The following is a 23,798-nucleotide window of genomic DNA, read 5'->3' on the forward strand; positions in this document are numbered from 1 at the left end:
GACTCAAAGAAAAATATGGTAATATAACAATACTTGGCAGGACTTTCAGCCTGACATCTAGAAGAAGGTAGGACAGAAATCATACAGGGGGAAAACCATGCTGCGTAAAAAAACGGTGAGCGTTATAGTAGGAAGTGTTGTGCTCCTGACGGGACTGGGTGTTTATATTGCAGTTGGCAGTCTGGGAAATTCGGAAACTGGTAATCAATCGAATCAATTAGAGGCTGTGTCCACAGCGGGAGTAGAAATGAATCCAAATGGGGAAGAGAATCCATTCGGTGAAAAGGTGAAGACGCCTCTGAGTGAAAACCTGATGCGCCAATACATACATGCCATGAGCCACCAAAAGGTGAGGGCGAAAGAGAAGTGGTCGTTCTATAAGATCACCGATGAACGGATTGATTATCTGTTGGATCAATTACAAATTAACAAATATGAAGATGAGTACGTGTATGAGGATATCCTCACAGCCTGGAAAGAAGGTGATTTTTCCGGAGTGGTGGAGGATCATAATACGATTTGGCGGTTGCAGGACGGAAATATCGGGAAAGCGACGTCTCCGTTGAGTGCCGAGCAGGAAAAGAAGTATATCGAGAGTCAGAAGAGAGAAAAGAGATAGAGGGTTTACACAATTAACAATGGAATCCGACAACTGAACAATATTTTATACGTGCTCCCCGTTATCGGGAACCCGTAAAGAAGAAGCTTGAGGGCTGGTGCCTCAAGCTTCTTCTTTATTCCTGCGCAATAAAATAATCAACCCATACTCAACATATACAATCCATGCGCTTCGTCACTGGGGATCTCCGGATCTTTTTAACCATCGAACTACCTACCAAGCCATCCCCCATCAACAGCCAACAAATGCCCATGTACATACTTTGAAGCCTCTGAAGCTAAATACACAACGGTCCCTTTAAAGTCATCGGGCTCCCCCCAACGATCGGCAGGAATCCGATCAAGAATCTGTTTGTTTCTAATCGGGTCGTCGATTAGAGCAGTATTCATTTCTGTAGCAATATACCCTGGAACAATCGCGTTCACATTGACACCCTCTTTTGCCCATTCATTCGAGAGGGCTTTTGTCAGTTGAGCAACACCGCCTTTGGCTGCTGCATACGCTGGAACGGTCAATCCTCCTTGGAATGATAGAAGGGAAGCGGTGTTGATGATTTTGCCTCCTCCTTGAGCCACCATGTGACGTCCTGCCTCCTGACATAATAGCCAGACCACTTTTAGATTGATATTCAGCACATCATCCCAATCCGATTCCGGGAAATCAACGGAAGGAGAGCGGCGTTGGATGCCGGCGTTGTTTACGAGAATATCAATTTTTCCAAATGTCGAGATCACATTCGGGATAGCGGATTTCACTTCGTTTGGCTTTTCAAGATCGCATGGTATGATGGAGCACTTTCTACCAAGGTGTTCAATTTCTTCCTTCACATCAGTCTGTTCCGGGTTCCTTTGAAGTAAGGCAATATCTGCTCCGGCTTCTGCCAGGGCAATTGCCATGGAGCGTCCGATACCTCGTGTTGCTCCTGTAATGGCTGCTACTTTTCCGGTTAGATCGAATAGATTCTTCATATGTATCTCTCCTTTTTTATTATCATTCTATTAAATTGGGGATTGGTGTAACAAATTATGGGAATAGTACGACTAGAGGCAGTGTGAGATAAAGAATGATATTTTTTAGTTAAGACGTTTCAGTTCAACATGCGTGTACACCCAAGAGACCTTTCTCTCATCTTACTACAACTGTTAGCGTGTTCCACCCTTGGATTCACTCAAGATCTAAATACGTGGAATGATAAGACAGACGGGTCATTGTTCAGATAGGGAATGTGGAAAGGGGTGTGACGATTGAATCTTAACAAAAAGCCGTTGCTCATCATAGCTGTCATTCTAGTGGGAGTGGCAACGCTGTATCTTGTATTCAATATGGTAAACCAAACACAGGAAAGGGTAGTAACGAATATGATCAAGGACCTTAAAGAAAACAAGAAAGTCGAAGGGATCTCAGAGGAAGACCAAAAGAAGCTTCGATACTTTTTTGAATATCCTCGAAAGAAAGACCTAGAGAGTCCGAATACCATTATTAGTGATTACCCTGACAGACCTGAGATTGTGAAGGTGACGTTTGAAATCATTGAGAATAATGAGCAAACTGGAATAGAGGCTATATATGAAGGGACTGCTAACATCTATTTAACGAAACAAGGGCGTGATTGGGAGGTAGAGGAGGTTGAGGTTAGTCCTTATAGGAAGGAGAGGTAATATGGGGCCAGCCCCGCGACAGATGATGAATTTACCTCCCTTATCCTAATCTATTATAAACAAATTTCACTTATAGAAAATCTTGGCTTGAAATTGATTATGATTGGTGAACTTGCACTTTTTGAATGAATAAATAGAAGATCCTCCCTTTTCTCCACTTTAATAACATTATTAATCTCTAAACTTACGAGAGTCAGTTCATGCTCTTTATAAATTAAACTGACCATGCATTTATCAGTATAGATGGACATGCTGAATAGTAATTTTATTCCAAGTGGATCTGTTTTACTATTCATGTAGAATCCTTGATCACTCCTATACTCTAAGGGCTCTCTTTCAAATAGTTCTAATAAATCGTAATGGTCGAAAATCATGACAAATCACCTCCTCTAAGATTTTAATGGTTTATATAGATTGACTACTACACGTAAAAGTAGTATTCGATTCTGGTCCTTTTTAAGGTGTCCAAGAAATATGGTCACTTTGACTACTAATTATGTCAGCGTTCTATGGTTTGTATCGAATTTTAAATTAGAGGTCATTGTTTGTGCTCCTTTAGAAGGTACTATATTCTCATGTACTAATAATACCAGCAAACACCTTTATTAGAAGTTTAATACATAATAAAAAATATTTTGCTTATTAAATTTAATTTTTCTATAGGGTGTCCTTTTTCTCTCTTTCAATCTATTTAAGAGATGAATAGATGAGAAGGGTGGAGAAATGTATGAGATCAGGGTGTCAGGTAGCGGATCAAATTGCTGAATTGGAGATTGTGGGGAATATCGTTCCTCATTTATGGTATAAGAACATTACGTTTTCAAGCGGGAAGGCACACTTTGTTGCGATTACTCTACTTGCGGATATTGTGTATTGGTACCGGCCGACGATGATCCGGGATGAGAGTGGGATGATCACGGGGGCCAGGACGAAATTCAAGGGTGATATGTTGCAGAAGAGCTATCAGGCTTTTGCCGATACATATGGTTTTACGAAGCGCCAGGTGAAGGATGCGATTGATTTTCTTGTGGATCAACATTTGCTTATCAGGGAGTTCAGGACGATTTCATCCTCTAGTATCATTTTAAGCAATGTGATGTATGTACAGCCAATCTCTGAGAATATCAAACGGGTGATGGAGGAGCGGTGTAATGTGAGTGAGCTCACTTCCGTTTGCCCACCTGTTACGCCGGAACGTACCAGCCCGTCCGTTCCAAAGGAAAACCTGTCCCGTCACAAGAAGTGGGGACCTGAGATGGATCAGGGGACGTATACAGAGAGTACTTCAAAGAATCCTTCAGAAAAGAATGAACAACAACAGCGCGGCAATTGTCCTGTTACTTTTTTTAAAGAAAATGAATTTGGGCGTTTAGGGTCTTATATGCAGGAGAAAATTAAGTCCTGGTCTGAAAGACTTTCAGACAGCCTCGTTGTGGAAGCTATGAAGAGAGCGGTTGAGCAGGGGAAGCATTATTGGAGCTATGTGGATGCGATCCTTGTGAAGTGGGAGCTGCTGCAAGTGCAGGATGTGAACGATGAGCGGGAGAAAGAGAAGCAGGTTATGGTTGAGAAAGTGGTTAAAAACCCTTCACGCAGGGCTGGACGGAAACCGGTACGTACGGAGCTGCTACCGGATTGGTTTACAGAAGAAGGAATCGTGGAAGCGCCAGATGAATCGTTAGACGAAGATTTTGAAGTGGAGAAGGCGAAGTTGATGGCGGAACTTGAAGCGTTCCGGGAGCGTGGGACTAGTGTGGTCATGTGAAATGAAAATAAAGGAAGCAGGGGGACGGTTCTTTTGCTTTTTCTTCGGAAGCGGCAGAACCGTCCCTGTGCTTCCCCCCTGCTTCTGAAAAAGGAAGCCAAAGGATTTGATCCCCTGGCTCCCCAAAATACTCTGTCATAGTTATTGTGCTGACACCCCAACAGCATCATAAGCATTGATGACAGTTTGCGTCTGTGCGGATGGCTGTCCATTCTTATCCGGAAACTTGTCGCGGGTTGCCTGGATGGCAGCTTCGCGCATTTCTTTGAACCCGGAGGAAGGCGTCAGATACTTTGTCAGTGCACTGTAGAAAATGGCACCTGTTTGACTGGCACCAAGTCCGGTGACGGTTACGCCGTTGTGTGTACCGCCCTCGGAAATTAAGTAGGCCGCTTTATTGTTGATACTGCTGTTGATGTGCACGCCGCCTTTATCCAGTTCTCCCGTGTAGCGGTCGTCATAGTGATCCGGGTAGCGGTTATCCCTCATTTCGTATGCGGCAGGAAGGGTTTTAGTACGTGGATCCTTCAATGAACGTAGACCGCCGTCCCCTGCTTTGTTCGGTGTATAAATATCCTCACCCATTTCCCACTCTGAAGGATTGTTATAAGAACCGGAAGAGTACATTTCCGCTATTTCTCCGAAGATATCCGCGAGTGATTCATTGATGGCTCCCGATTCGCCTTGATAGGTCAGGTTGGCCGTATTGGTAATGACACCGTGCGTGATTTCGTGGCCGGCCACGTCAAGTCCGCCGGCTAAGGAACCAAGGGTTACCCCGTCCCCATCTCCGTATAGCATTTGCTTGCCGTTCCAGGCTGCATTATTCCATTTGGAACCGATGTGAACCGTGCTGATGAACGGCGTCCCTTTGCCGTCGATCCCGTTACGCTTATGGGCACCTTGATAGTATTTATTGATTTTGTCGGCATTGGTATGGGCCGATACGGCTGCCGGGTCATAAAAGTAGTTAGAAGAACTCTTCGTATTGATTTCAAATCCGGTGAAGCCAAAGAGTGCCGAGAGCAGGATGAATGACGTTTCAGGCATGCGGCGGGCATCGAACGTCGCAAGTGGGACGATATTCGGGTTGCCGAATGTTCCCCCCGCAATGGATCCTCCATATAAATAGCTAGTTCCCGTTGCCGCGTCCTTTCCTACAGGGAAATACTGCATTTTCCCGAATACGTTCAATCCTCTTCCTTGAGCTACCGTAAGACTTGTCGGGTCCACTTCATGCATGGCGTTGAAACTGTTGACCACTTCTCCGTTCGTGGCATCCACGAAGTAGTGGAAATAGCCCGGTGCCGGGGTCGAAGTGGATACTTTTACCAGGTACGTTAAGTAGTATTTCCCTTTATACGGATAGATCGTTAACTCTGTGTCAAGGCCATCATAGGTTTTCAGTTCATCCACGCCAATCTCGGATGCTACACCTGCTTTGGCGATATTTTCAGCTTCTTTCTTTTCAATGGCTGCTTCTGTTGGAATGATGGTACGGGCTAGCTTCTGTGTCACGTTACCGAAGGATGCATACACGTTGTTATTGGCGTCTAGAGCAACAGTCTGGCCGGATCCGTAAATTGGGATGCCGTTATACTGTTCCACCGTACGTACATGGTATGTACCCGTTTCGCTGTCCGCTTCCTCGCTGATGATTTTGAACTGATCTCCTGTCGCCGCCGATTTTGTTTTCTCCAATACTTTCGATTGAAGGAACGCCTTCACGACCTCCTGCTTACTTAAGCCTTCAGCTTGTACAGAAACGACGCTTGCAGGTCCCGCCAATCCAGGTAAAGTCGGTGCCAGTCCTCCTAATGTGACCGATAATGCCAGTACAGCAGGAATCGCCGCTTTCTTACTCATCTTCTTCTTTTTTTTCTTTTTCAAATACATTCACCCTCTCGTTGGATTGAGATATCTAACAATTTAAATTATTTAGAAAATGGACCGTGAAATCAATTGGGTTAATTTTTGTCCGGTGACATGCGGTTCTTCCGATTTACGAGTAAATTCGACATATTTCCTTCCTGTTTTTCAACGAAATTAACCCAATTTAAATTGTTTGATGATTCTGTATACTTAGAGTCAAATGAGTGGTTCTGCAAAAGGGGAGTGATGGTGTGAGACGGATTCATCGAACCATTCTAATGCCTTCGCTATGCTGCATGGCCTTTTATGCCGGAACTCAGCTGGTGGGGGAAACAGAAGCGGCATTTACAAGTCAGGCTTCACCGGAATCCATCACCATGAAGGCGGCATTTGTTTTTCCGGGAACCATTCAGGATCTTGAGGAAGGCGCCCAAAAGGTGTCAGGAGATATGGAAAACACGTTGAAGAAGATTGTAGCTCCCTCACCTGGTGCTTCAATGGAAGAATTGGAAAGGCAATTGGAAGAAGTGACGGCAGTGGAAGGGGAGCTGACCCGCCAAATGGGTATGTTGCAGCATCTATATGAGGAAATGGCCACGTATTACAGGGGCATCCAGCAACAGAAGGCCGCGGACGTCCATACATATGATTATGTACGCGAGGGATTTCAGCACATTGAAGGGTTGTGGAAGGAGGTTGATTTCTCACATATAGAGGAGATACGTTCTTCGATCCTATTGCAGATGCAGGAACTGGAGGACCGAGACCAACCTGCTGCAGAAGACATTCAGACTGCTCCGGAAACGGAACCATCTAAGACGGATCCAGAGAACTCGGAATCCGGGGATGAAGTAAAGGGGGTGACAGAACATGAAAGAGAAGCGATGGAGAATCGTGAGTAGCGCAGTGGGAACGCTTTTTCTCGTGATGATCTGTTTAACGGCATTTATTGTTCTTTCTTCCAGATTGTCAGGGGGGGAACCGACTTTTCTGGGGTACCAGGTGAAAGCCGTTTTATCAGGATCCATGGAGCCCACCTTCCAGACCGGTTCCATCATTTCCATCAAGCTTGGAGACATGCAGACCTCTTATCAAAAAGGAGATATCATCACCTTTCGCATGGAGGGCAAGCTGATTACACACAGAATCACGGAAGTCATCCAAGAAAATGGACAAGCTCTGTATAAAACCAAAGGGGATCACAATAACGGCCCTGATCTATGGACGGTTCCTCAGTCAGCGATCATCGGAAAGTATACCAACTTGACGATTCCCTATATAGGTTATGTCTTGAACTATGCCCATTCCAAAGCCGGTTCCGCATTATTGATGATCGTGCCGGGAATCTTATTGCTGGTTTCATCATTCCGCTCCATCCTTGTAGCTAAAAACGAACTTGAAGGAAGCAAAGCATAATGTGGTTTCATCTCCTATGTATCACCAAACATACATAGAAGTTTACTATATTTTTTCTATTAAAAAGGGAGGAATTATTCATGAGTTTTACCAAGAATGTAAGCAAAAGTATTATGAGTGCCGCATTGGGTTTATCATTGATCGGAGGGGGGACGTTCGCCTACTTCAGCGATGCAGAGGCGACAGAGAATACCTTCGCCGCGGGTACACTGGACCTGTCCATGAACCCAAGTGCCGTTGTCAACATCGACAACATCAAGCCCGGTGACGAAATTTACCGTGAATTCACCCTGAAAAACAATGGGTCCCTTGATATCCACCAGGTTCTATTGGACACCAAGTATCAAGTGCAGGATGCAAAAGGTGATAACACTGGCGACATGGCAGAGCATATCAAAGTCACCATCATGTACAACACAAGCAGTGCCACCAACGTAGCGGTTGAAACCACATTGGCTGAACTGCAAGGGGAAACACCGGACGTAACCGCCATCGGTTCCTTTATTGGAAGCAGCAATGACGGAGCCCTGCCAGTACCGGATGGGATCTCTGTCGGACAGGAAGAAAAGATCTTCGTATTATTCGAGTTCGTGGACAACGGGGAAGACCAGAACCAATTCCAGGGTGATACGTTGAAAGTGGACTGGACATTTAACGCCATGAGTGGTGACTCGACGTATCACGATGATACGGATCCGGAAAATAACTAATATTCTTAAGAGCCGGGGGACAGGTCCCCCGGCTCTTTTTTTGGGGGGAAGCAGGGAGCAGGGGGACGGTTCTTGTGCTTCTTTTTTGTGTTGTGAGGAAGCAGGAGAACCGTCCCCGTGCTTCCCTTATTAATATATTAATACACTAAATTGCCATTTAAGGTTATTTCGGGTCTGAAGTCATAGTATAATGGATTTGTTGTAAAAAAAATCCATTTTATTAGGAGGACAATTGTGAGGAAAGTATTGAGTATATTCTGTATGATGACCATGTTGCTATTAATCATTAACAACCGTGCACCGGTGGAAGCGTCTAGTTCCCAGGCGAACACGATGGAAGATGCTGTTCCCATTCTTCTTGATCAGGAATATGAAGGAACGTTGGAAACGACGGTGGATGTAGACTATTATCGATTCAATCTGGATAAAGCGGGAAATACGGTGATTCGATTTAATCGGGCAGAGGGTGCTACGTGGAATGTGGAAATCACGGATAAGGATGGACATCCTTATACCCATTTTTTCACAAGAAATCATTCTGGGGTCACAGGGTATGAAGAGGTAAGTATTGGGCTGCCTGCTGGTGAATATTTTATTAAAGTGAGCACCGAGGAATATAAATCCAAAGGAGTCCCTTATACGTTCATCGTTCAGCAAACAGCGAACGACTTCTACGAAAAAGAGTTTAACGACAAGGCTGAAGCTGCTTCTGCCATCCAAATCAATAGAGCCTACAAAGGACAGATACAAACGCATGATGATATCGATTATTTCACATTCACGTTAAATCGTGCCAATAATGTTGCCCTGAGCATAGACCGGTATGCTCAAGGTTCATGGAACATAAAACTCATAGATGAAAATGGAAAAGAGTATGTAGACCTCGATACGGATCATCATTTTGCGGAATATGGTCCTGATGAAGAGAGACTGGACCTTCCTGCGGGAACCTATTATGTGAGGCTTGAGAATAATTGGGGGACGCCAGGGATGAACTATGAATTCAAAGTCCAGGAGTTAACGGATCGGATTCAGGGAGCCAAACGTTTCGATACAGCCGTCGGAATTTCTCAGCATGGTTGGAAAACATCTGATACCGTTGTGCTGGTTTCAGGGAATGACTTCCCGGATGCCCTGGCAGGGGGGCCTTTGGCTTATTATCACAACGCACCGGTCCTCTTGACGGATCAGAAACAACTTCCGATTGCCACGTGGAGGGAAGTGCAGCGTCTCAAAGCGAAGAAGGTCATCATCTTAGGTGGTGAAGGAGCCGTTTCAAGTCATGTTACAGATGAATTGAAATACTTGGGGATTTCTGTGAAAAGAATAGGCGGAAACGATCGTTACGAGACAGCTGCATTTATTGCGAAAGAAATACCATCAACGAAAGCCGTCGTTGCCAACGGGAAAAAATTCCCTGACGCTCTCTCTGTGGCACCATATGCCTCCAGGAATAGTATTCCTATTCTATTAACCGATAGATCGTCCCTACCGGATGTGACGAAAAAAGCATTGGCAAGTAAAGCATCGTCCATTGTTGTAGGTGGGGAAGGGGCGGTCAGTGAGTTCGTAGAAAGTCAATTGCCAAATCCGGTTCGTTACGGTGGAGCAGACCGGTATGAAACAGCCAAGTTGATCATCAACCATTTACCACTCGGGAAGAACGCAGCCTATGTAGCAACAGGAAATAATTTCCCGGATGCTCTTGCAGGTTCGGCACTGGCAGCTAAACATAATGTGCCAATATTATTGGTAAGCGATCAGTCTATCCCGACTCCTACCCAATCCCTTCTGAGAGAATACTCTCGTTTCATCGTATGGGGCGGACCTGGAGCCGTAGCGGATAAAGTGGTGGATGCACTGGATAATAGTTTAATTCAGATTCAATAAATAATGCCGGAAGCAAGGGGACGGTTCTCTTGCTTCCTTTTTTTGCATTTTAATGGGGGAGCAGAAGAACCGTCCCTCTGCTTCACTCTAACTCAATCTTCACTTCATCTAATTCAACAGGGATGTTGGCACTTAACGAGCCTAATTCAGCTCTCAAGACATAAGAGTTCAGGCTGAAATCATCGAGTTGACTGATATCAAATGTACTTCTGAATCGTAATTCATCCTTTTGAAGGGTTTTGACGGAGTGCTTGATAGGTTCCTCATAGATTTCTTTTTCTGATGCCTTCACTAGAATGACATCATGTTGGACGAAATCCTTAAAGAAACTAAAGTCCTTGTTCACTGCATCCCCGTTATTCCATTGGAAGTCAACGGCAAGGGTATTGTCATCAACCGTTATATCTTCAATCGTAACAGATAGATTCTGTCTAGCTGCCTTCACTTCCGTAGGAGTTGAGGCATTCAGTGGAACAAATTGGTCCTTTGTATTAAGGGCTACCTTCGGATGTATTTCCAGGTATTTTGTTTCTCCTATTACCGACTGTGGAAGGATGCTTCTTCCTTTAACAATGTATTGATCCCCATTTTTCGTCGTTTCCAGGTCAATGCCATCCATGGAAAGGTTCATTTCGTTTCCTTTGTCATCATAGACTTCCAGGCGCATCTGATCATGCTTTCCTTGAACAGGGAATGTTGCCGTGTAGTTAATGGCGGTCGATGCTTTCCCGAGAATGACGGAATCAAAATGGACGTTGACGTCTGAAAGCTCATCACTTCGTTCTTGATCAAGTGTGACGGTTTCATAAGGCAGCTGCTTAATGGGGACATCGAATCTCCAGCTACCTTCTTGTCCGCCAATCGTTTTGAATTCGAGTGGGAAGGTCGTGTCTGATGGCAATTCCGATTTTGGATAACTTAGCTGTATGTGGCCGATATAGCCATCATCTGCCGGTTCCATATGCACGTATTCTTTGCTATCTGAAATTCCTTCATTTCCGTCAAAAATCTCATAAAATCCTGCGACCTGTCCATTGTCCTCTGTGTTCATCTTTCCTTTCGCCTTAAACGTCACTCCTACAACCGCTCCGTCATAATAGGCGTTGGTAATAGAGACATCGATTCCTTTACTGCTGGCGGTTTGATTGAGTTCCGTTATGAGTTCTTGTGATTGCAAGCTTATGCCAACGGAATCGTTAAACGTTTCATATACTTTCCCGAGGATAGGGACATCCGCCATGACATGAGACAGGGAAGGGGAAAGGAAGCTGGAAGAAACGAAAAGGGTGGCAGCTGCAACGGACGACCATATAGCGGTTTTCTTTTTCGTTTTATGTGCATCAGAATCAGCCCGGTTCCTTCCTTTCCGGATGGATTTTAATACATCCTCCTGGGGCACCTCAATCTTTTCATATGCTTCTTGAAATGAGTTTTTTTCCATTGTGGTTCATTCCTCCTAACGATTTTTTCAATCTCTCTTTGCCTCTGCTCAGATAGGTTTTCACTGTGTTTTCTGGTATGTTCATAATTTTAGCTACTTGGGTTATGGGGAGATCCTGAAAGTAGAAAAGAATGATGGCATCTTTATGTTTTTCATTTAGCTGGTTGATGGCATCTATTAGGTCCAGACTCTCGACTCCTTGTTCCGCTCGATCAACGTTTCTCTCTTTTACAATGTCTAGAGGAATCTCTTTCTTCTTTCTATTTAATACCTCATAAGAACAATGAATCAGGATCCTGGTTAGCCAGGTTAAAAAGAATTTCTCATTTTTCAATTTGCCGATTGATTTAAACGCTTTGTAAGAAGCCTCCTGAACCACATCCAGGGCATCTTCACGATTTCTGACATACAAGAACGCCGAGCGGTACAACTGATCACTATGCATAACAAGAAGCTCCTCAAGACACTTCTTATTGCCCTTTATGGCCTTCCTGATAAGACTAAGTTCATTCACTGCTTGCCCTCCTTTTTGATTATTAGAGTGGGGATGGGATGAATAAGTTTCAAGTTTTTTATTTTGTGAGCAGGGGGACGGTTCTCTTGCTTCTTTTTGGGGCATTTGGGAGAAGTGAAATACATCGCTATCGCGATGGTTGGAACATTTCTTCCGACTATAATAGGGTAAAGAGGAATTTGATGACATAATAGCGTATGAAAAAGTAGGTTCTTTTAGTTTGTCTGGAAGCAGAAGAACCGTCCCTCTGCTTCTTTAATAATAGATAACTTAACTTGTTTTGTCCTCACCAAAAAACGAAAACTATCCGTATAAAATAGTCGGTTTATATGAATATCCTTGTTGGTCAAGGTGAAGTGTTCATGACAACAAACATGAAGAGGTGTCCTGCCATTTGCGGTAGCAAGAATACAAAGAGGATTAAATATGATGAACCAGTCAGGCCACTTTGAATGAGGAGGATGAGAGGTGATAGCTAGGGGAATGCTGTTCAGTGAGTTGAAGGTTTAAATAAGAGCTTTCTTCGAGGGCTAGTACAACAATCAGAATTCAAGAGGACGGTTCTCATGCTTCCTTTCCCCGTATTTCAAAGGGGGAAGCAGAAGAACCGTCCCCCTGCTTCCCCCTGCTTCACTTCAATTTAATCTGAATTGAATCCCTTTCCTGTGCATGGATGGTCTTTGGAGGACTTTTCTGTAGAGCAGTCCTTTTTACTGAGCTGGTCACATTGTGCAACATATCACCTACATCATGTACGGACTCGATTAAAGGGTCGACGGCTTTCATTTTTCCTTTTACGTCATCGGAAATTTGGTTGGCTGTATGGATCAGTTCTTCTGCCTCGCCTGTGATGCCATTGACGGCATTCCTCGTATCAGACAGCGTCTTTTCCGTTTCAGCCAGTGTTGTCATTACTTTTCTTAATGTCATAATTAAATAGACGACGAGAATGGTGAATGCGACGGCTGCAATAACAGCACTCCATTCAAGCATGGGGCCCAGCTCCTTTCGTATACTTTAAATTTATGGGGGATGCGGGAGGGTTATTCCTTCGGGGAGCAGTTTACACCTTATCTGAAATGAAACTCTTAATTGGGAGGGAATCCAATTGAAATCTTACATTGTCAAAATTGAATTAGAAGAGTCCGAGCCGTTGATATGGAGAAGAGTCATCATGCCAGCGGGTGCGACATATAGAAGGCTTCATGACGTCATCCAGAACGTGACGAACTTCCGAGGCGGATATCCCAGTGAAGGGTATCACAACTATGAATTCGACCTGACGAAAGAGAATAAGATTGTCACAGACCATGAAGAAGTTTACCTTGAGCATCAGCACTATAAGAAAAACAAGGCCGCGTATGAGGAAAGGCTAAAATCGGTTCCACCAGAAATGCTGAAATTTGAAAAGAATGCCCTGGAGAGACTGAAGATTGAAGTGCGGAAACCAACCGGATTAAAGATCGATGAGTATCTGGAGAAGTATGGGGAGGTACGGTATGCCTATGATTTCGGTGATGGCTGGCAGTTCACCGTAAAGCTTGAGGAGATTGTCGACGATTACTACTTTGGTTATCCAACCCTTCTGGATGGAGAAGAGGAATCTCCCCCCGAAGATGTAGGCGGTCTGCATGGTTTTTATGAATTTCTTGAAGCCTATCGTGATGAGAAGCATCCGGAACACCAGCAAATGAAAACGTGGGCCAATTCCGTATACTTCAGGGAATATGACCCTGAACGGATCAATTACATACTCAAAGGACTTAACTATAAGAAGACCAAGTGGGATAAAATCAATCATGAGAATTATAGCATTATTGAAGACAAGTATAGGAAGAGTTAGAGAAGCAAGGGGACGGTTCTCTTGCTTCTTCTTTAACCCCCTCAAAAAAACGGAAGACTCACCGTATAAAATAAAAGATAGTACTTTACGAAATTCTTAAACAAAAAGGAGAAGTATCAATGACTATCAACGTTAAAAAGTGTCCCGCCTGCGGTAGTAAGGATACTGTGCCGATCCTCTACGGTGAACCGGCCCTTGCATATCCAAATGAGGAAAATGAAAAGTTTAAGCTGGGCGGATGTTTTGCATTAGTGGATGGACCTGAATTCTATTGTAAGCATTGCGAAAACCAGTGGAATAGGGAGGAAGCCATTGAAAGGGAATATGAGAAGGTTAGTAGGCTGAAAGCTTCAGTGGGAGGATTCTTCGGTGACTCATACACAATCGACATTCAGTTGGATCGCTTCCAGCTTTCGTGGAACCAACGGAACGAAGATGGGGAAACAGAGATTCGCAAATCGATAAGAAGGAAAACGGCCGACAATCTAAAAGCCGAGCTTAAGAGACTGGACTTACTGAACTGGAAAGCGAAGTACGTGGAACCTGGCGTCCTTGATGGTACCCACTGGCGGGTGGAAATTCATCAGGGGGACCGAAAGATAATAAAACACGGAGATAACCGGTTCCCAAAAGAATGGCCAGAATTTTGCAAGTTGATGAGAAGGATTTCAGGGAAGAAGTTTTCATGATTGGAAGAAGCAAGGAAGAAGCAAGGGGACGGTTCTCTTGCTTCTTTTGTATATTCTGGGGAAGCAGAAGAACCGTCCCCCTGCTTCTACTCATGATTCAACAGCTCACTCCGGTCAACCTCATTTTTGAATACCCATTCTCGTTGAATGACAAAACTAACAAGGAATAAAAGGGAATCTACTATAATCTTGATAAATACCTCTCCTGAACTGACCGCTGAATAGATATACTGTACAGCCAGCGCTGAGATCCCCATCTGCACAATACTGAGGGCATAGTATTTGATCATCGTATGGGATGAGTTTGATTGAAATACTACATTTCTATTAATCATAAAATTGATGAATGAAGATAAAACTCTTGCCAGAACCGTTGAAACAATGATGAAGGATTCTGGTATTGTATCCTTTAGCATCAACGCGAAAAACGTAAATAATAGGATATCCACCCCAAATGATGCAAAGGAAGACACGATGAACTTTAAGAAAACGGAATAGATTTTGATAGAATCCTTGATTGGATTAAAATGAGACGATTTATTCTCTTCTATATAGATTGTTTTAATATTCACTTCTTCAATCTTAATATTCTTCTTCTTACATTCCAGTAACATGTTCATCTCGTATTCGTAGCGGTCACCTTTTACCTCTAGAAGATCATCCACATACACTGCTGGTATTCCTCTCAAACCCGTTTGTGTATCGGAAACGTTTATTCCACTGGCGAACTTGACCACGACTTTAGTAAGGTTATTTCCAAAACGACTCCTCAAAGGAATATTTTCTTCTGAGAAATTTCTGGACCCCAGTACTAAGCTATTAGGATGGCCTTCTAATTTAGCAGCGACCTTCTTCATATCTTCTACTGTATGCTGACCATCAGAGTCAATGGTAATAAGCCCAAGTGAATCATGATAATGATCTTTAAAATATGCAAAGGCAGTTTTTAAAGCCTGACCTTTCCCTTGATTAACACTATGATGTAAGACCACACATTCATCAATGCCCTCCAACTCTCTAAAAATGCCGGCACATTCTTCTTTACTACCATCATTTACAACAATAACGCGTGAAAAATGGGCTGCCATAATGTCATCAACCAACATTTTCAACTTCTCATCAGGGTTATAAGCGGGAATGACGATGACCATATCAATAATGGATTTCATTTAGTTTCCTCCCAGAAAATTCAATCTATCCCACTATATCTAACCCTATAAAAAAACACAAGAAGCAGGGGGACGGTTCTGTTGCTTCCATATCTTCTTCTGTTGTGTCCACGCAAATAGCCTCCTAGAAATCTACTCTATGGAGGTGGTGTGTTTTTGGTAATAAGAATAATGGTATACAAATATGAGGAATTCGATGAAATAACAGGCACATGAAAAAGTACGTTCTTACTACGGATTGTTTGGTTTGGCGATTAAACAATACCACAAAAGAACATACTTTTTTTAGTTGGAAGGAATCTTTTAAGCCATCGCGACAGCGAGTTCGTTGTTCTCTTGCTTCTTTTGTGTTTTAGGGGGAAGCAGAAGAACCGTCCCCCTGCTTCTTATTTAAACGACGCGTACCCCTCATCAGCCATTACAACGCTGCCGTTAATCGCATCCGCTTCCTCCAATGAGAGAAGATAAACTGCATTAGCAAGTTGTTTAGGCTGGGTGAGTTTATTCCCCATCACTTTCGCCTTCATGGAATCAATGATGCCGTGGTCTTTATAGCCTTGGATGATCGGGGTGTCCACAACTCCCGGTGCGATGCCGACGACTCGGATTCCGTATGGAGCTAGTTCCAATGCCGCTGATTTGGTCATCATGTTGACGGCTCCTTTGGTGGCGTGGTAGGCGAATGTGTTCGGTGATGCGAGTACCCCGAATACGGAGGTGGTGTTGATGATGACGCCTTTGATGTTCAGTTCCTTCATCTTCTTAGCCGCTGCGATGATGCCGTATGCGACGCCGTGCTGGTTGATATTGATGATCCTGTGGTAGGCATCCATGTTCATATCGAGTACAGGTGTAGGTGATCCGATTCCGGCATTGTTGAACATGATATCGATTCTTCCATATTCTTCGACGGTTTTCTCGACTAAGCTGGTTACGTCTTCGTGGTTGGAGACGTCCGTTTTGATGAAGATCGCTTCGCCACCCGCAGAACGGATCATCTCGACTGTTTCATTTCCCAATTCTTCATTAAAGTCCGCGACAACAACCCGGTCACCTTTTTTAGTAAATTTCAGAGAGGTTTCTCTACCGATACCGCTTGCTCCGCCTGTAATAACCGCTACTCTTTTCGTCATGTGTATTTCCTCCTTATTTTTAAATCTAAATAAATTTTAACATTCACATAAATTTATTATAATTTAATAAAAATAACATTTAGTTAAGTATTACTTAAGGAGGGACGGACCTTGAATATTGAACAGTTGGAGCATGTGGCAGAGGTGGCACGGGCAGGGGCGCTTACGAAGGCGGCGGAGCATTTGCATGTGAGCGCGTCAGCCGTGAGTCAGTCCATCAGCAAGCTGGAGCAGGAGTTGGGAGTGCAGATTTTTACCCGAAATCGTCAGGGGACTGTGTTGACGGCAGATGGGAAGAATATTATGAAGAAAGTGGACAATGTTCTTGCTGCCATTGGGGAACTGAAGGAAGAAGCAAACCGGTGTACGGATACCCTTGGCGGGGAGTTGAAAATCGGCATCATTCCCGGTCCCATTAACCTTCTGATTGATATGGTATCGGCGTATAAGAGCGATTATCCGAACGTGAAAGTGGAGATACATGAGATGGGTCCGGTGAAGATCATCGAAGGAGTCGAGAATAACGAGCTGGACATTGGATTGATTTTGACTTCAGAAACCTTCGGTGTGCAACATCATGAACTGGTTGCGGAGGAGCTCATGGAAGGAAGGATGGTGGCGGGTGTCCACGAACATTCTCCGTTGGCCGCATTCGACCAACTCTCACCTCAGCAGCTGATAGGAGAGACATTTGTTCTTTATAATGATGACTATATTAAACAATTTGCCCACGATACCTTATCGCCGTATGGACCCATCGATATTCTTTTTACCACGAATAATACCGAAGCGATTAAGAGGGCGGTTCAAAGCGGGGTGGCGGTGACCCTTGGGATGGATTACTCGTTCCGGACCCGTGCGCCTTATACGAATCAACCGATCATTCCGGTAGAGATTGAAGGGGCGGGGAGTGAACCGCTTCATCTTGCGTGGATCAGGCGGAAGGACAAGGTTCCATCGCGGAGGGTGAAGGAGTTTGTGAAGAGGGTGAGGAGGGAGTTGTAGGGGGAAGCAGGGGGACGGTTCTCGTGCTTCTTTAAATGAAAAAAGGAAGCAGAAGAACCGTCCCCCTGCTCCCAGACAAAATGTATCTATTCATAAAATGTCTTTTTTTTCTGAAAACAACTTGCTATAATGAAAACACAAGTGAACATTTCTGGTGAAGGCGCCTAAATAGATAAACCATTGTCTGGTTGATCTATTCGGGCGCCTTTTTGGTTTAAACAAGGATTATCTATTTATGTAAACGTTTTCTTTGTGGTGTTGGTTTTTTTTGAAAAATGAAAGGTGGGAGGAACACATGTATACATGTACAGTCAAGAATGTCAGGTTTCAGTTTCGCTCTGTGAGGGAGGTTCTCGCAAAGGCGAGTGAAGAGAAGTCGGGGGACATCATGGCAAAGGTTGCGGCTGAATCCTATTTGGAACGGATGGCCGCCAAGATTGTGTTAAGTGAAATGACCTTGAAGGATATCTTTGAAAATCCGGTCATCCCTTATGAAAAGGATGAAATTACGAGGGTCATTTATGATGATGTGAATCAATTTATTTATAAAGAAATTTCAGGGTGGACGGTCGGGGAGCTCCGGGACTATGTGTTAGCCCATCAAACGAGTACCTCCGATTTATTCAGGATCAGTAAAGGACTGACGAGTGAGATGATTGCCGGGGTGGCGAAGCTGATGTCAAGTATTGATCTGGTGATGGCGTCGCAGAAAATCAGGCCGACTGCTCACTGTAATACGACCATCGGGGAAGCGGGTCGCCTGGCGTTCCGGTGTCAACCGAATCACCCGACGGATAATCCGGAAGGGATCCTGGCTTCCATGAAAGAAGGCTTGTCCTATGGGTCCGGGGATGCAGTGATCGGTGTCAACCCCAATAATGATTCGGTAGAGTCCGTTTCGAAAATTTTACACATGACCCATGATTTTATGCAAAAGTGGGAAGTTCCCACTCAAAACTGTGTCCTGGCCCACATTACCACTCAGATGAAAGCCTTGGAAAGGGGTGCTCCCCTGGCGTTGATGTTCCAAAGTCTTGCAGGTACTCAGGAAGCAAATAATGATTTCGGAGTCTCGAAGGAACTATTGGACGAGGCATTCGACATGATGGCAAAACTGGGTTCTTCTACAGGTCCGAACCAGCTTTATTTTGAAACCGGACAAGGATCGGAAGTCTCACTTGATGCTCATGCGGAAGTCGATATGCAAACTTTGGAGGCAAGAACATATGGATATGCCCGTCATTGGAAGCCGTTCATGGTGAATAACGTTTCGGGATTCATCGGTCCCGAAACACTTTATGACGGAAGACAAGTGATACGTGCCGACCTTGAAGATCTGTTCATGGGGAAACTTCATGGACTGCCGATGGGAATCGCACCTACCTATACGAATCATATGCAGATGGATCAAAATGATCAGGAGATCGGCGGGATGCTGACGGCGCTTGCAGGAGCCAACTTCTATATGGGGGTGCCGGGAGGAGATGACGTCATGCTCAGTTACCAGGATACGAGCTATCACGATGATGCAAGCTTAAGGGAGATGCTGGGGCTCCGTCCACTTGCGGAGTTCGAAGGCTGGCTGGAGAAAATGGGCATCATGGAAAATGGCCGGTTGACAGCGAGGGCTGGAGATCTTTCCATATTCAAATAAGAAAGGAGGAAGAAATAATGGATATTCAAACAATTGTTCAACAAGTACTGGAGGAGCTGGAAAAAGGAACAACAAAGCGTCCGGAAACTTCACAACAGGAAGAGTCACAAGCTGATAAAACGTTCACATATCAAAAACAGAAGGTTGTGCGGGTCGATCATCCGGTTGACCGGGAAGTCATCGAGCGGGCACGGGCAATCACACCTGCAAGAATCGGCATCGGACGGACGGGAACCCGGATGAAAACAAAAGAATACCTGGACTTTCGTATTGATCATGCAGCTGCCCAGGATGCCGTATTCAAAGGTGTTTCAGAAGAATTCCTTGACAAGATGAAGCTTCCCGTCCTTCAGTCGAAATCCGAATCGATGGATGAATATTTAATGAATCTGGACAGCGGCCGCAGACTGAATGACGAATCAAAAAAGTGGGCAGAAGACAACCTTTCAAAGAATAAACAGGTTCAAATCATCGTATCGGATGGATTGAGCTCCACGGGAATCGAAGAGAATATCGCTGATTTATTGCCCGCATTGATTCAAGGTCTGGAGGGTAAAAATATTTCCCTCGGAGAAACCGTATTTATTAAAAGAAGCCGCGTGTGGATACAGGATGAGATAGCGGAGATCACCAACTGTGATGTAGTGATCTCACTGATAGGAGAGCGACCGGGGCTTGCGACTTCAAAGAGTATCAGTGCCTACCTGATCTATAAGCCTGGTGACGATACCGTCGAGGCAGATCGTACGGTCATTTCCAACATCCACGACGGGGGGATTCCACCGGTGGAAGCAGGTGCCTACCTGGCGGACTTACTCGAGGATGTCCTCAAGCATAAGGTAAGCGGTGTGAAGTATGCAAAGCTAAAATAAGGCCCGCAACGCTGCTAATGTATGAGCCTTTGAAAGAATGTTTATAGATATTACCATTGACAACCATAAAAAAGGAGAAATATAATGTTCTATATTCAGAATTTTCTGTGCGGAACAGGGGTTTTTTGTCAATGGAACATCACACAGTAGAACATTTATGCGAAATCCATACGAATCTATCAGTAGAAGAGATAGAGAAAATAAAAGAAGTAGCAGTGAATCTTCCTTTAATGGCTGACTTGAATAAAGCGCATATATTTGTGGATTGTCTTACCAAAGAAGGAACACAGGCGATTGTGGTAGCTGAGGCGGCACCATCGACTTCCAAAGCGATTTATAAAAATGCTGTCGCAGGAAAAATTGTCTATGAACCATTCGAGCCTTCCGTTTTATATACGTTGAGATCGGGTCAGCACGTCTTTCATAATCGGGCGATTACACAAGAAGGAAAGACCGTTGAACAGAGTGTTGTTCCGATAAAGGGAGAAAATGAAAGCGTTATCGGTACACTGATTATGGAAAAGGATATCAGTGAACAGCTGCAGCGTCAGCAAAAGTTGGATGCCTTGTCAGAGGCGACGGAAGCCTTGAGTGAAATCCTGATAGGGGCAAGTGAAGGTCACCCTATCATTCCCGAAGTCATTGAAGAGTCCTTATTTTTTATCGAGGATGACAGCAAGATCTTGTATAGTAATTCGGCTGCAGCCAGTATGATTCAAAATCTGGGAATGGGAGAGTGCCTCCCCGGGGATTATTTGGCACACTACTTTCCGGAAATGAAAGAAATCCTTAAGTGTCCGGAAGAGTTGCTGGTGAAGGAAATTAAATTCTACCAGCATGTCTTCAAAGTGAAGAAAATTCAGCTCGGAAACCCGGACAAGCCAAATGGGACGTTCATCATTTTTAAAAACATTACGGAACTTAGGGAGAAGGAAAGGGAACTGATCGTGAAGTCTGTTGCGATACGGGAGATCCATCATCGCGTAAAAAACAATCTTCAGACGGTAGCGAGCTTATTGCGCTTACAAATGAGAAGAGGGTTACCGGAAGAAAGCAAAGTATATTTTGTTGAAAGCCTGAATCGTATATCAAGCATAGCGTCGGTTTATGAAATCATCCTGGCCACTTCCAGTGTGGATGAGGTTGATCTCTATCGCTTAATTGAAAAAATCGGGAATATGCTGGTATCAGAAGCAGAAGGACATAAGTCAATCAACATCACATACTCCGGTCCTCAATTGCTGATTCAATCGAATAAGGCAGTGTCCGTTGCTTTAGTACTGAATGAATTGATCCAGAATTGCATGAAGCATGCCTTTAAACAAAAAGTGGAGGGGGAAATTCAAGTGGTCTTCATGCGCGTCGAAGACCATTTGGAGGTCCGGGTCATTGATAATGGTGAAGGTTTATCGACCGTATATAAACCTTCACTCGGATTGGATATTGTCAAGATGATGATTGAGCATGATTTGTCGGGCGATTTCTCGATCGAACCGGCTCAAAACGCCGGTACAGTGGCTCTGGTGACATTTCCGCTTGAAAAGGAGGAGGCTCTTGTATGAGTAAACGGATTATGGTGGTCGAAGATGAATCCATCGTGCGCTTGGATATCTCGATGATGCTCGAGGATGCAGGATATGACGTGGTTGCCCAGGTCGGGAACGGAGAAAGTGCGGTTGAACAAGCTTTTTCACAAAATCCTGATTTAATCGTCATGGACATTAAGATGCCGAAATTAAACGGGCTGAAGGCAAGTGAAATCATTTCCAAGCGTACAACTATTCCAATACTCCTCCTGACGGCCTACAGCCAGCGGGAATACATTGATAAAGCGAAGCAGGCGAATATCCTGGGGTACCTGGTAAAGCCTGTGAAAGAATCAAGTCTGATCCCGGCAGTAGAAATCGCCCTGCAGCAAGCGGAAAAAGCTAAAGCTTATCGACAAGAAGTGGAAGACATGAAGGACGAACTGACAGGGCGGAAAATGATTGAAAAGGCAAAAGGATTGATCATGGAAAAATTTCATGTTCCAGAAAACACGGCCTACAATAAGATGAGAAAAATCAGCATGGACAAGCAGGTGTCCCTTGAAATCGTGGCCAAAAAGGTACTTCTGAAATACAAAAGCTAAGGACTTCTATACAAGTGAAAAAACCAGGCAAAGGTGCTTAAGCGGTTAGTGCTATTCATGACCGTTAGGCACCTTTGTGCATTTTTAAAAGATCCGATACTAGTGCTGAGAAAAAACAAGGAGGTAATTGTATGGAAATGATCGGGAATATTGTGATCTATATCATTATGACATGTGCCGTACTGGGGGCATTCGCAGCAATCCGTAACAGTGATGAAGGTCTTGGGGCACAGTTTATGGAAGGTTTGCATGCAATTGGCCATATTTTCGTACCCGCAGCTGGGATCATGGCGTCCATTCCGTATCTTTCATGGTTCATTAATAAGGTATGCGGCCCATTCTTCGCATCCATCGGAGCCGATCCGGCAATCGCTGCGACAGCCATATTGGCGACGGATATGGGGGGCTATCAATTAGCGGAAGTATTAAAGGAGACACAAGAAGGGTGGATCATGGCGATGATCGTCGGATTTATGGCAGGGGCCACCATTGTGTTCTCGATTCCAATGGGACTTGCCATGCTTGATAAGCGTGATCATAAATATATGGCACTGGGAGTCATGTCAGGCGTATTGACCATTCCGATTGGTGCCCTTATTTCAAGTACGATCATTCTATTATCTAATTCGTATGTCCGGGATTTCATTTCAACTTCAGGAGAGGCGAAATATCAGTTTGCCCTGGGGTACGGGCAGATTCTATTGAATTTAAGTCCACTCCTTCTCTTTGTCGTTTTGATCGCAGTAGGACTTTACTTCCTGCCAGACTTGATGATCAATGGATTTATGTGGTTTGGGCGGATTATGGATGCGGCGATAAAGCTGGTTCTCGTCTTTTCAATCGTTGAGATTTTTACAGGTGTATTTTCAACAGTCTTGGGAGGCTGGGGGTTCCATCCGATCATGGCGGATCAAGAGGATCAATTCCGTGCGCTAGAGACGGCGGGTTACATCGGGATTATGCTTGCAGGGGCGTTCCCTATGGTTTACTTACTGCAGAAATATGCAGGCGGTCCCCTTGAAGCGATGGGAAGAAAAGTCGGATTGAGTAAAGAAGGAAGTGCCGGGATCGTCGCGACCATCGCGAACATCCTGGCCATGTTCAAGCTGGTCAAAACGATGCCGCCAAAGGATAAAGTCATCAATATCTCATTTGCTGTGTGTTCGGCCTTTCTCCTTGGGGATCATTTATCCTTTACAGCCAACTTTCAGCCGACATTGATCCTTCCGATTATCGTTGGGAAAATTTCCGCTGGGGTCATCGGGATAGGTCTTGCTTATTGGTTATCTGTACCGAAAGCTTTGGAGCTTGAGAAGAAAGATCGAGCTGAAGGAATCATAGGGAAGGATGAATATATAGAAAAGCCGGAAGAGGATAAAGCAAAAGCAGTGTAAAGGCTGTGGCAGCGAAGGGAGCG

The 23,798-nt window shown here is 44.4% G+C and carries 23 protein-coding genes; 15 read left to right on the top strand and 8 right to left on the bottom strand.

Annotated elements, in window-relative coordinates; genetic code table 11:
• The first annotated feature begins 97 nt into the window (after positions 1-97).
• The gene (locus N5C46_RS16475) at positions 98-619 is read left to right on the top strand and encodes a DUF6241 domain-containing protein (protein WP_261749435.1); all 522 of its coding nucleotides are present in this window, start codon (positions 98-100) and stop codon (positions 617-619) included.
• Positions 620-828: 209 nt separating this feature from the next.
• On the opposite strand, the gene N5C46_RS16480 is transcribed toward N5C46_RS16475, so the two are convergent.
• Positions 829-1,587, bottom strand: coding sequence for an SDR family oxidoreductase (locus N5C46_RS16480; protein ID WP_261749436.1), 759 nt, complete (start codon positions 1,585-1,587; stop codon positions 829-831).
• A gap of 276 nt (positions 1,588-1,863) precedes the next feature.
• Between N5C46_RS16480 and N5C46_RS16485 the strand changes: the two genes are divergently transcribed.
• Positions 1,864-2,277 (top strand): hypothetical protein, encoded by a 414-nt coding sequence (locus N5C46_RS16485; protein WP_261749437.1) that lies wholly within the window; start codon positions 1,864-1,866, stop codon positions 2,275-2,277.
• A gap of 53 nt (positions 2,278-2,330) precedes the next feature.
• On the opposite strand, the gene N5C46_RS16490 is transcribed toward N5C46_RS16485, so the two are convergent.
• The gene (locus tag N5C46_RS16490) at positions 2,331-2,651 is read right to left on the bottom strand and encodes a hypothetical protein (protein ID WP_261749438.1); all 321 of its coding nucleotides are present in this window, start codon (positions 2,649-2,651) and stop codon (positions 2,331-2,333) included.
• Positions 2,652-3,004: 353 nt separating this feature from the next.
• On the opposite strand from N5C46_RS16490, the gene N5C46_RS16495 reads away from it, so the two are divergent.
• Complete coding sequence (locus N5C46_RS16495) at positions 3,005-4,042, top strand: DnaD domain-containing protein (protein WP_261749439.1); 1,038 nt, start codon at positions 3,005-3,007, stop codon at positions 4,040-4,042.
• Between the two features lie 141 nt (positions 4,043-4,183).
• Here N5C46_RS16495 and N5C46_RS16500 read toward each other — a convergent pair whose 3' ends face one another.
• Entirely contained in the window at positions 4,184-5,908 is a 1,725-nt protein-coding gene (locus N5C46_RS16500) for a M4 family metallopeptidase (RefSeq protein ID WP_420720464.1), read from the bottom strand.
• Positions 5,909-6,165: 257 nt separating this feature from the next.
• Between N5C46_RS16500 and N5C46_RS16505 the strand changes: the two genes are divergently transcribed.
• The 4 genes from N5C46_RS16505 to N5C46_RS16520 all read left to right on the top strand — a co-directional run bounded on the left by N5C46_RS16505 (position 6,166) and on the right by N5C46_RS16520 (position 9,930).
• Positions 6,166-6,816 (top strand): DUF4047 domain-containing protein, encoded by a 651-nt coding sequence (locus N5C46_RS16505; protein ID WP_261749441.1) that lies wholly within the window; start codon positions 6,166-6,168, stop codon positions 6,814-6,816.
• Positions 6,785-7,330: a signal peptidase I SipW gene (gene sipW / locus N5C46_RS16510; RefSeq protein ID WP_261749442.1), complete on the top strand. Its 546-nt coding sequence runs from the start codon at positions 6,785-6,787 to the stop codon at positions 7,328-7,330. The genes N5C46_RS16505 and sipW overlap by 32 nt, the downstream gene beginning before the upstream one ends.
• Positions 7,331-7,410: 80 nt before the next feature.
• Positions 7,411-8,040 (top strand): TasA family protein, encoded by a 630-nt coding sequence (locus tag N5C46_RS16515; protein WP_261749443.1) that lies wholly within the window; start codon positions 7,411-7,413, stop codon positions 8,038-8,040.
• A gap of 234 nt (positions 8,041-8,274) precedes the next feature.
• The gene (locus tag N5C46_RS16520; RefSeq protein WP_261749444.1) at positions 8,275-9,930 is read left to right on the top strand and encodes a cell wall-binding repeat-containing protein; all 1,656 of its coding nucleotides are present in this window, start codon (positions 8,275-8,277) and stop codon (positions 9,928-9,930) included.
• A gap of 82 nt (positions 9,931-10,012) precedes the next feature.
• On the opposite strand, the gene N5C46_RS16525 is transcribed toward N5C46_RS16520, so the two are convergent.
• The 3 genes from N5C46_RS16525 to N5C46_RS16535 all read right to left on the bottom strand — a co-directional run bounded on the left by N5C46_RS16525 (position 10,013) and on the right by N5C46_RS16535 (position 12,878).
• Positions 10,013-11,371, bottom strand: coding sequence for a DUF4179 domain-containing protein (locus tag N5C46_RS16525; protein WP_261749445.1), 1,359 nt, complete (start codon positions 11,369-11,371; stop codon positions 10,013-10,015).
• Positions 11,340-11,885: a sigma-70 family RNA polymerase sigma factor gene (locus N5C46_RS16530; RefSeq protein WP_261749446.1), complete on the bottom strand. Its 546-nt coding sequence runs from the start codon at positions 11,883-11,885 to the stop codon at positions 11,340-11,342. The genes N5C46_RS16525 and N5C46_RS16530 overlap by 32 nt, the downstream gene beginning before the upstream one ends.
• Before the next feature lie 630 nt (positions 11,886-12,515).
• A complete protein-coding gene (locus N5C46_RS16535) occupies positions 12,516-12,878 on the bottom strand; it encodes a DUF948 domain-containing protein (RefSeq protein ID WP_261749447.1) in 363 nt (120 codons plus the stop codon).
• A 115-nt stretch (positions 12,879-12,993) separates the two neighbouring features.
• Here N5C46_RS16535 and N5C46_RS16540 point away from each other — a divergent pair, with 115 nt between their 5' ends.
• Together N5C46_RS16540 and N5C46_RS16545 are read left to right on the top strand one after the other, a co-directional pair.
• Entirely contained in the window at positions 12,994-13,728 is a 735-nt protein-coding gene (locus tag N5C46_RS16540; RefSeq protein WP_261749448.1) for a plasmid pRiA4b ORF-3 family protein, read from the top strand.
• A gap of 119 nt (positions 13,729-13,847) precedes the next feature.
• Positions 13,848-14,417 carry a hypothetical protein gene (locus N5C46_RS16545; RefSeq protein WP_261749449.1) on the top strand — a complete coding sequence of 190 codons (570 nt, stop codon included), beginning with the start codon at positions 13,848-13,850 and terminating at the stop codon, positions 14,415-14,417.
• Between the two features lie 86 nt (positions 14,418-14,503).
• Here N5C46_RS16545 and N5C46_RS16550 read toward each other — a convergent pair whose 3' ends face one another.
• Together N5C46_RS16550 and N5C46_RS16555 are read right to left on the bottom strand one after the other, a co-directional pair.
• Entirely contained in the window at positions 14,504-15,586 is a 1,083-nt protein-coding gene (locus tag N5C46_RS16550; RefSeq protein WP_261749450.1) for a bifunctional glycosyltransferase family 2/GtrA family protein, read from the bottom strand.
• A gap of 386 nt (positions 15,587-15,972) precedes the next feature.
• Positions 15,973-16,719, bottom strand: coding sequence for an SDR family NAD(P)-dependent oxidoreductase (locus tag N5C46_RS16555; protein ID WP_261749451.1), 747 nt, complete (start codon positions 16,717-16,719; stop codon positions 15,973-15,975).
• Between the two features lie 111 nt (positions 16,720-16,830).
• On the opposite strand from N5C46_RS16555, the gene N5C46_RS16560 reads away from it, so the two are divergent.
• The 6 genes from N5C46_RS16560 to eutH all read left to right on the top strand — a co-directional run bounded on the left by N5C46_RS16560 (position 16,831) and on the right by eutH (position 23,775).
• Entirely contained in the window at positions 16,831-17,724 is an 894-nt protein-coding gene (locus N5C46_RS16560; RefSeq protein WP_261749452.1) for a LysR family transcriptional regulator, read from the top strand.
• 295 nt (positions 17,725-18,019) lie between these two features.
• Positions 18,020-19,378, top strand: coding sequence for an ethanolamine ammonia-lyase subunit EutB (locus N5C46_RS16565; RefSeq protein WP_261749453.1), 1,359 nt, complete (start codon positions 18,020-18,022; stop codon positions 19,376-19,378).
• 17 nt (positions 19,379-19,395) lie between these two features.
• Positions 19,396-20,250 (top strand): ethanolamine ammonia-lyase subunit EutC, encoded by an 855-nt coding sequence (eutC, locus tag N5C46_RS16570; protein WP_261749454.1) that lies wholly within the window; start codon positions 19,396-19,398, stop codon positions 20,248-20,250.
• 131 nt (positions 20,251-20,381) lie between these two features.
• A complete protein-coding gene (locus tag N5C46_RS16575) occupies positions 20,382-21,812 on the top strand; it encodes a sensor histidine kinase (protein WP_261749455.1) in 1,431 nt (476 codons plus the stop codon).
• Positions 21,809-22,381: an ANTAR domain-containing response regulator gene (locus N5C46_RS16580; RefSeq protein WP_261749456.1), complete on the top strand. Its 573-nt coding sequence runs from the start codon at positions 21,809-21,811 to the stop codon at positions 22,379-22,381. The genes N5C46_RS16575 and N5C46_RS16580 overlap by 4 nt, the downstream gene beginning before the upstream one ends.
• A gap of 131 nt (positions 22,382-22,512) precedes the next feature.
• Positions 22,513-23,775, top strand: a complete 1,263-nt coding sequence (eutH, locus tag N5C46_RS16585; protein ID WP_261749457.1) for an ethanolamine utilization protein EutH — start codon at positions 22,513-22,515, stop codon at positions 23,773-23,775.
• Positions 23,776-23,798: the final 23 nt, after the last annotated feature.

Origin of the sequence: Rossellomorea vietnamensis, assembly GCF_025398035.1 — a bacterium.
In the GTDB taxonomy this organism is placed as follows: domain Bacteria; phylum Bacillota; class Bacilli; order Bacillales; family Bacillaceae_B; genus Rossellomorea; species Rossellomorea vietnamensis_B.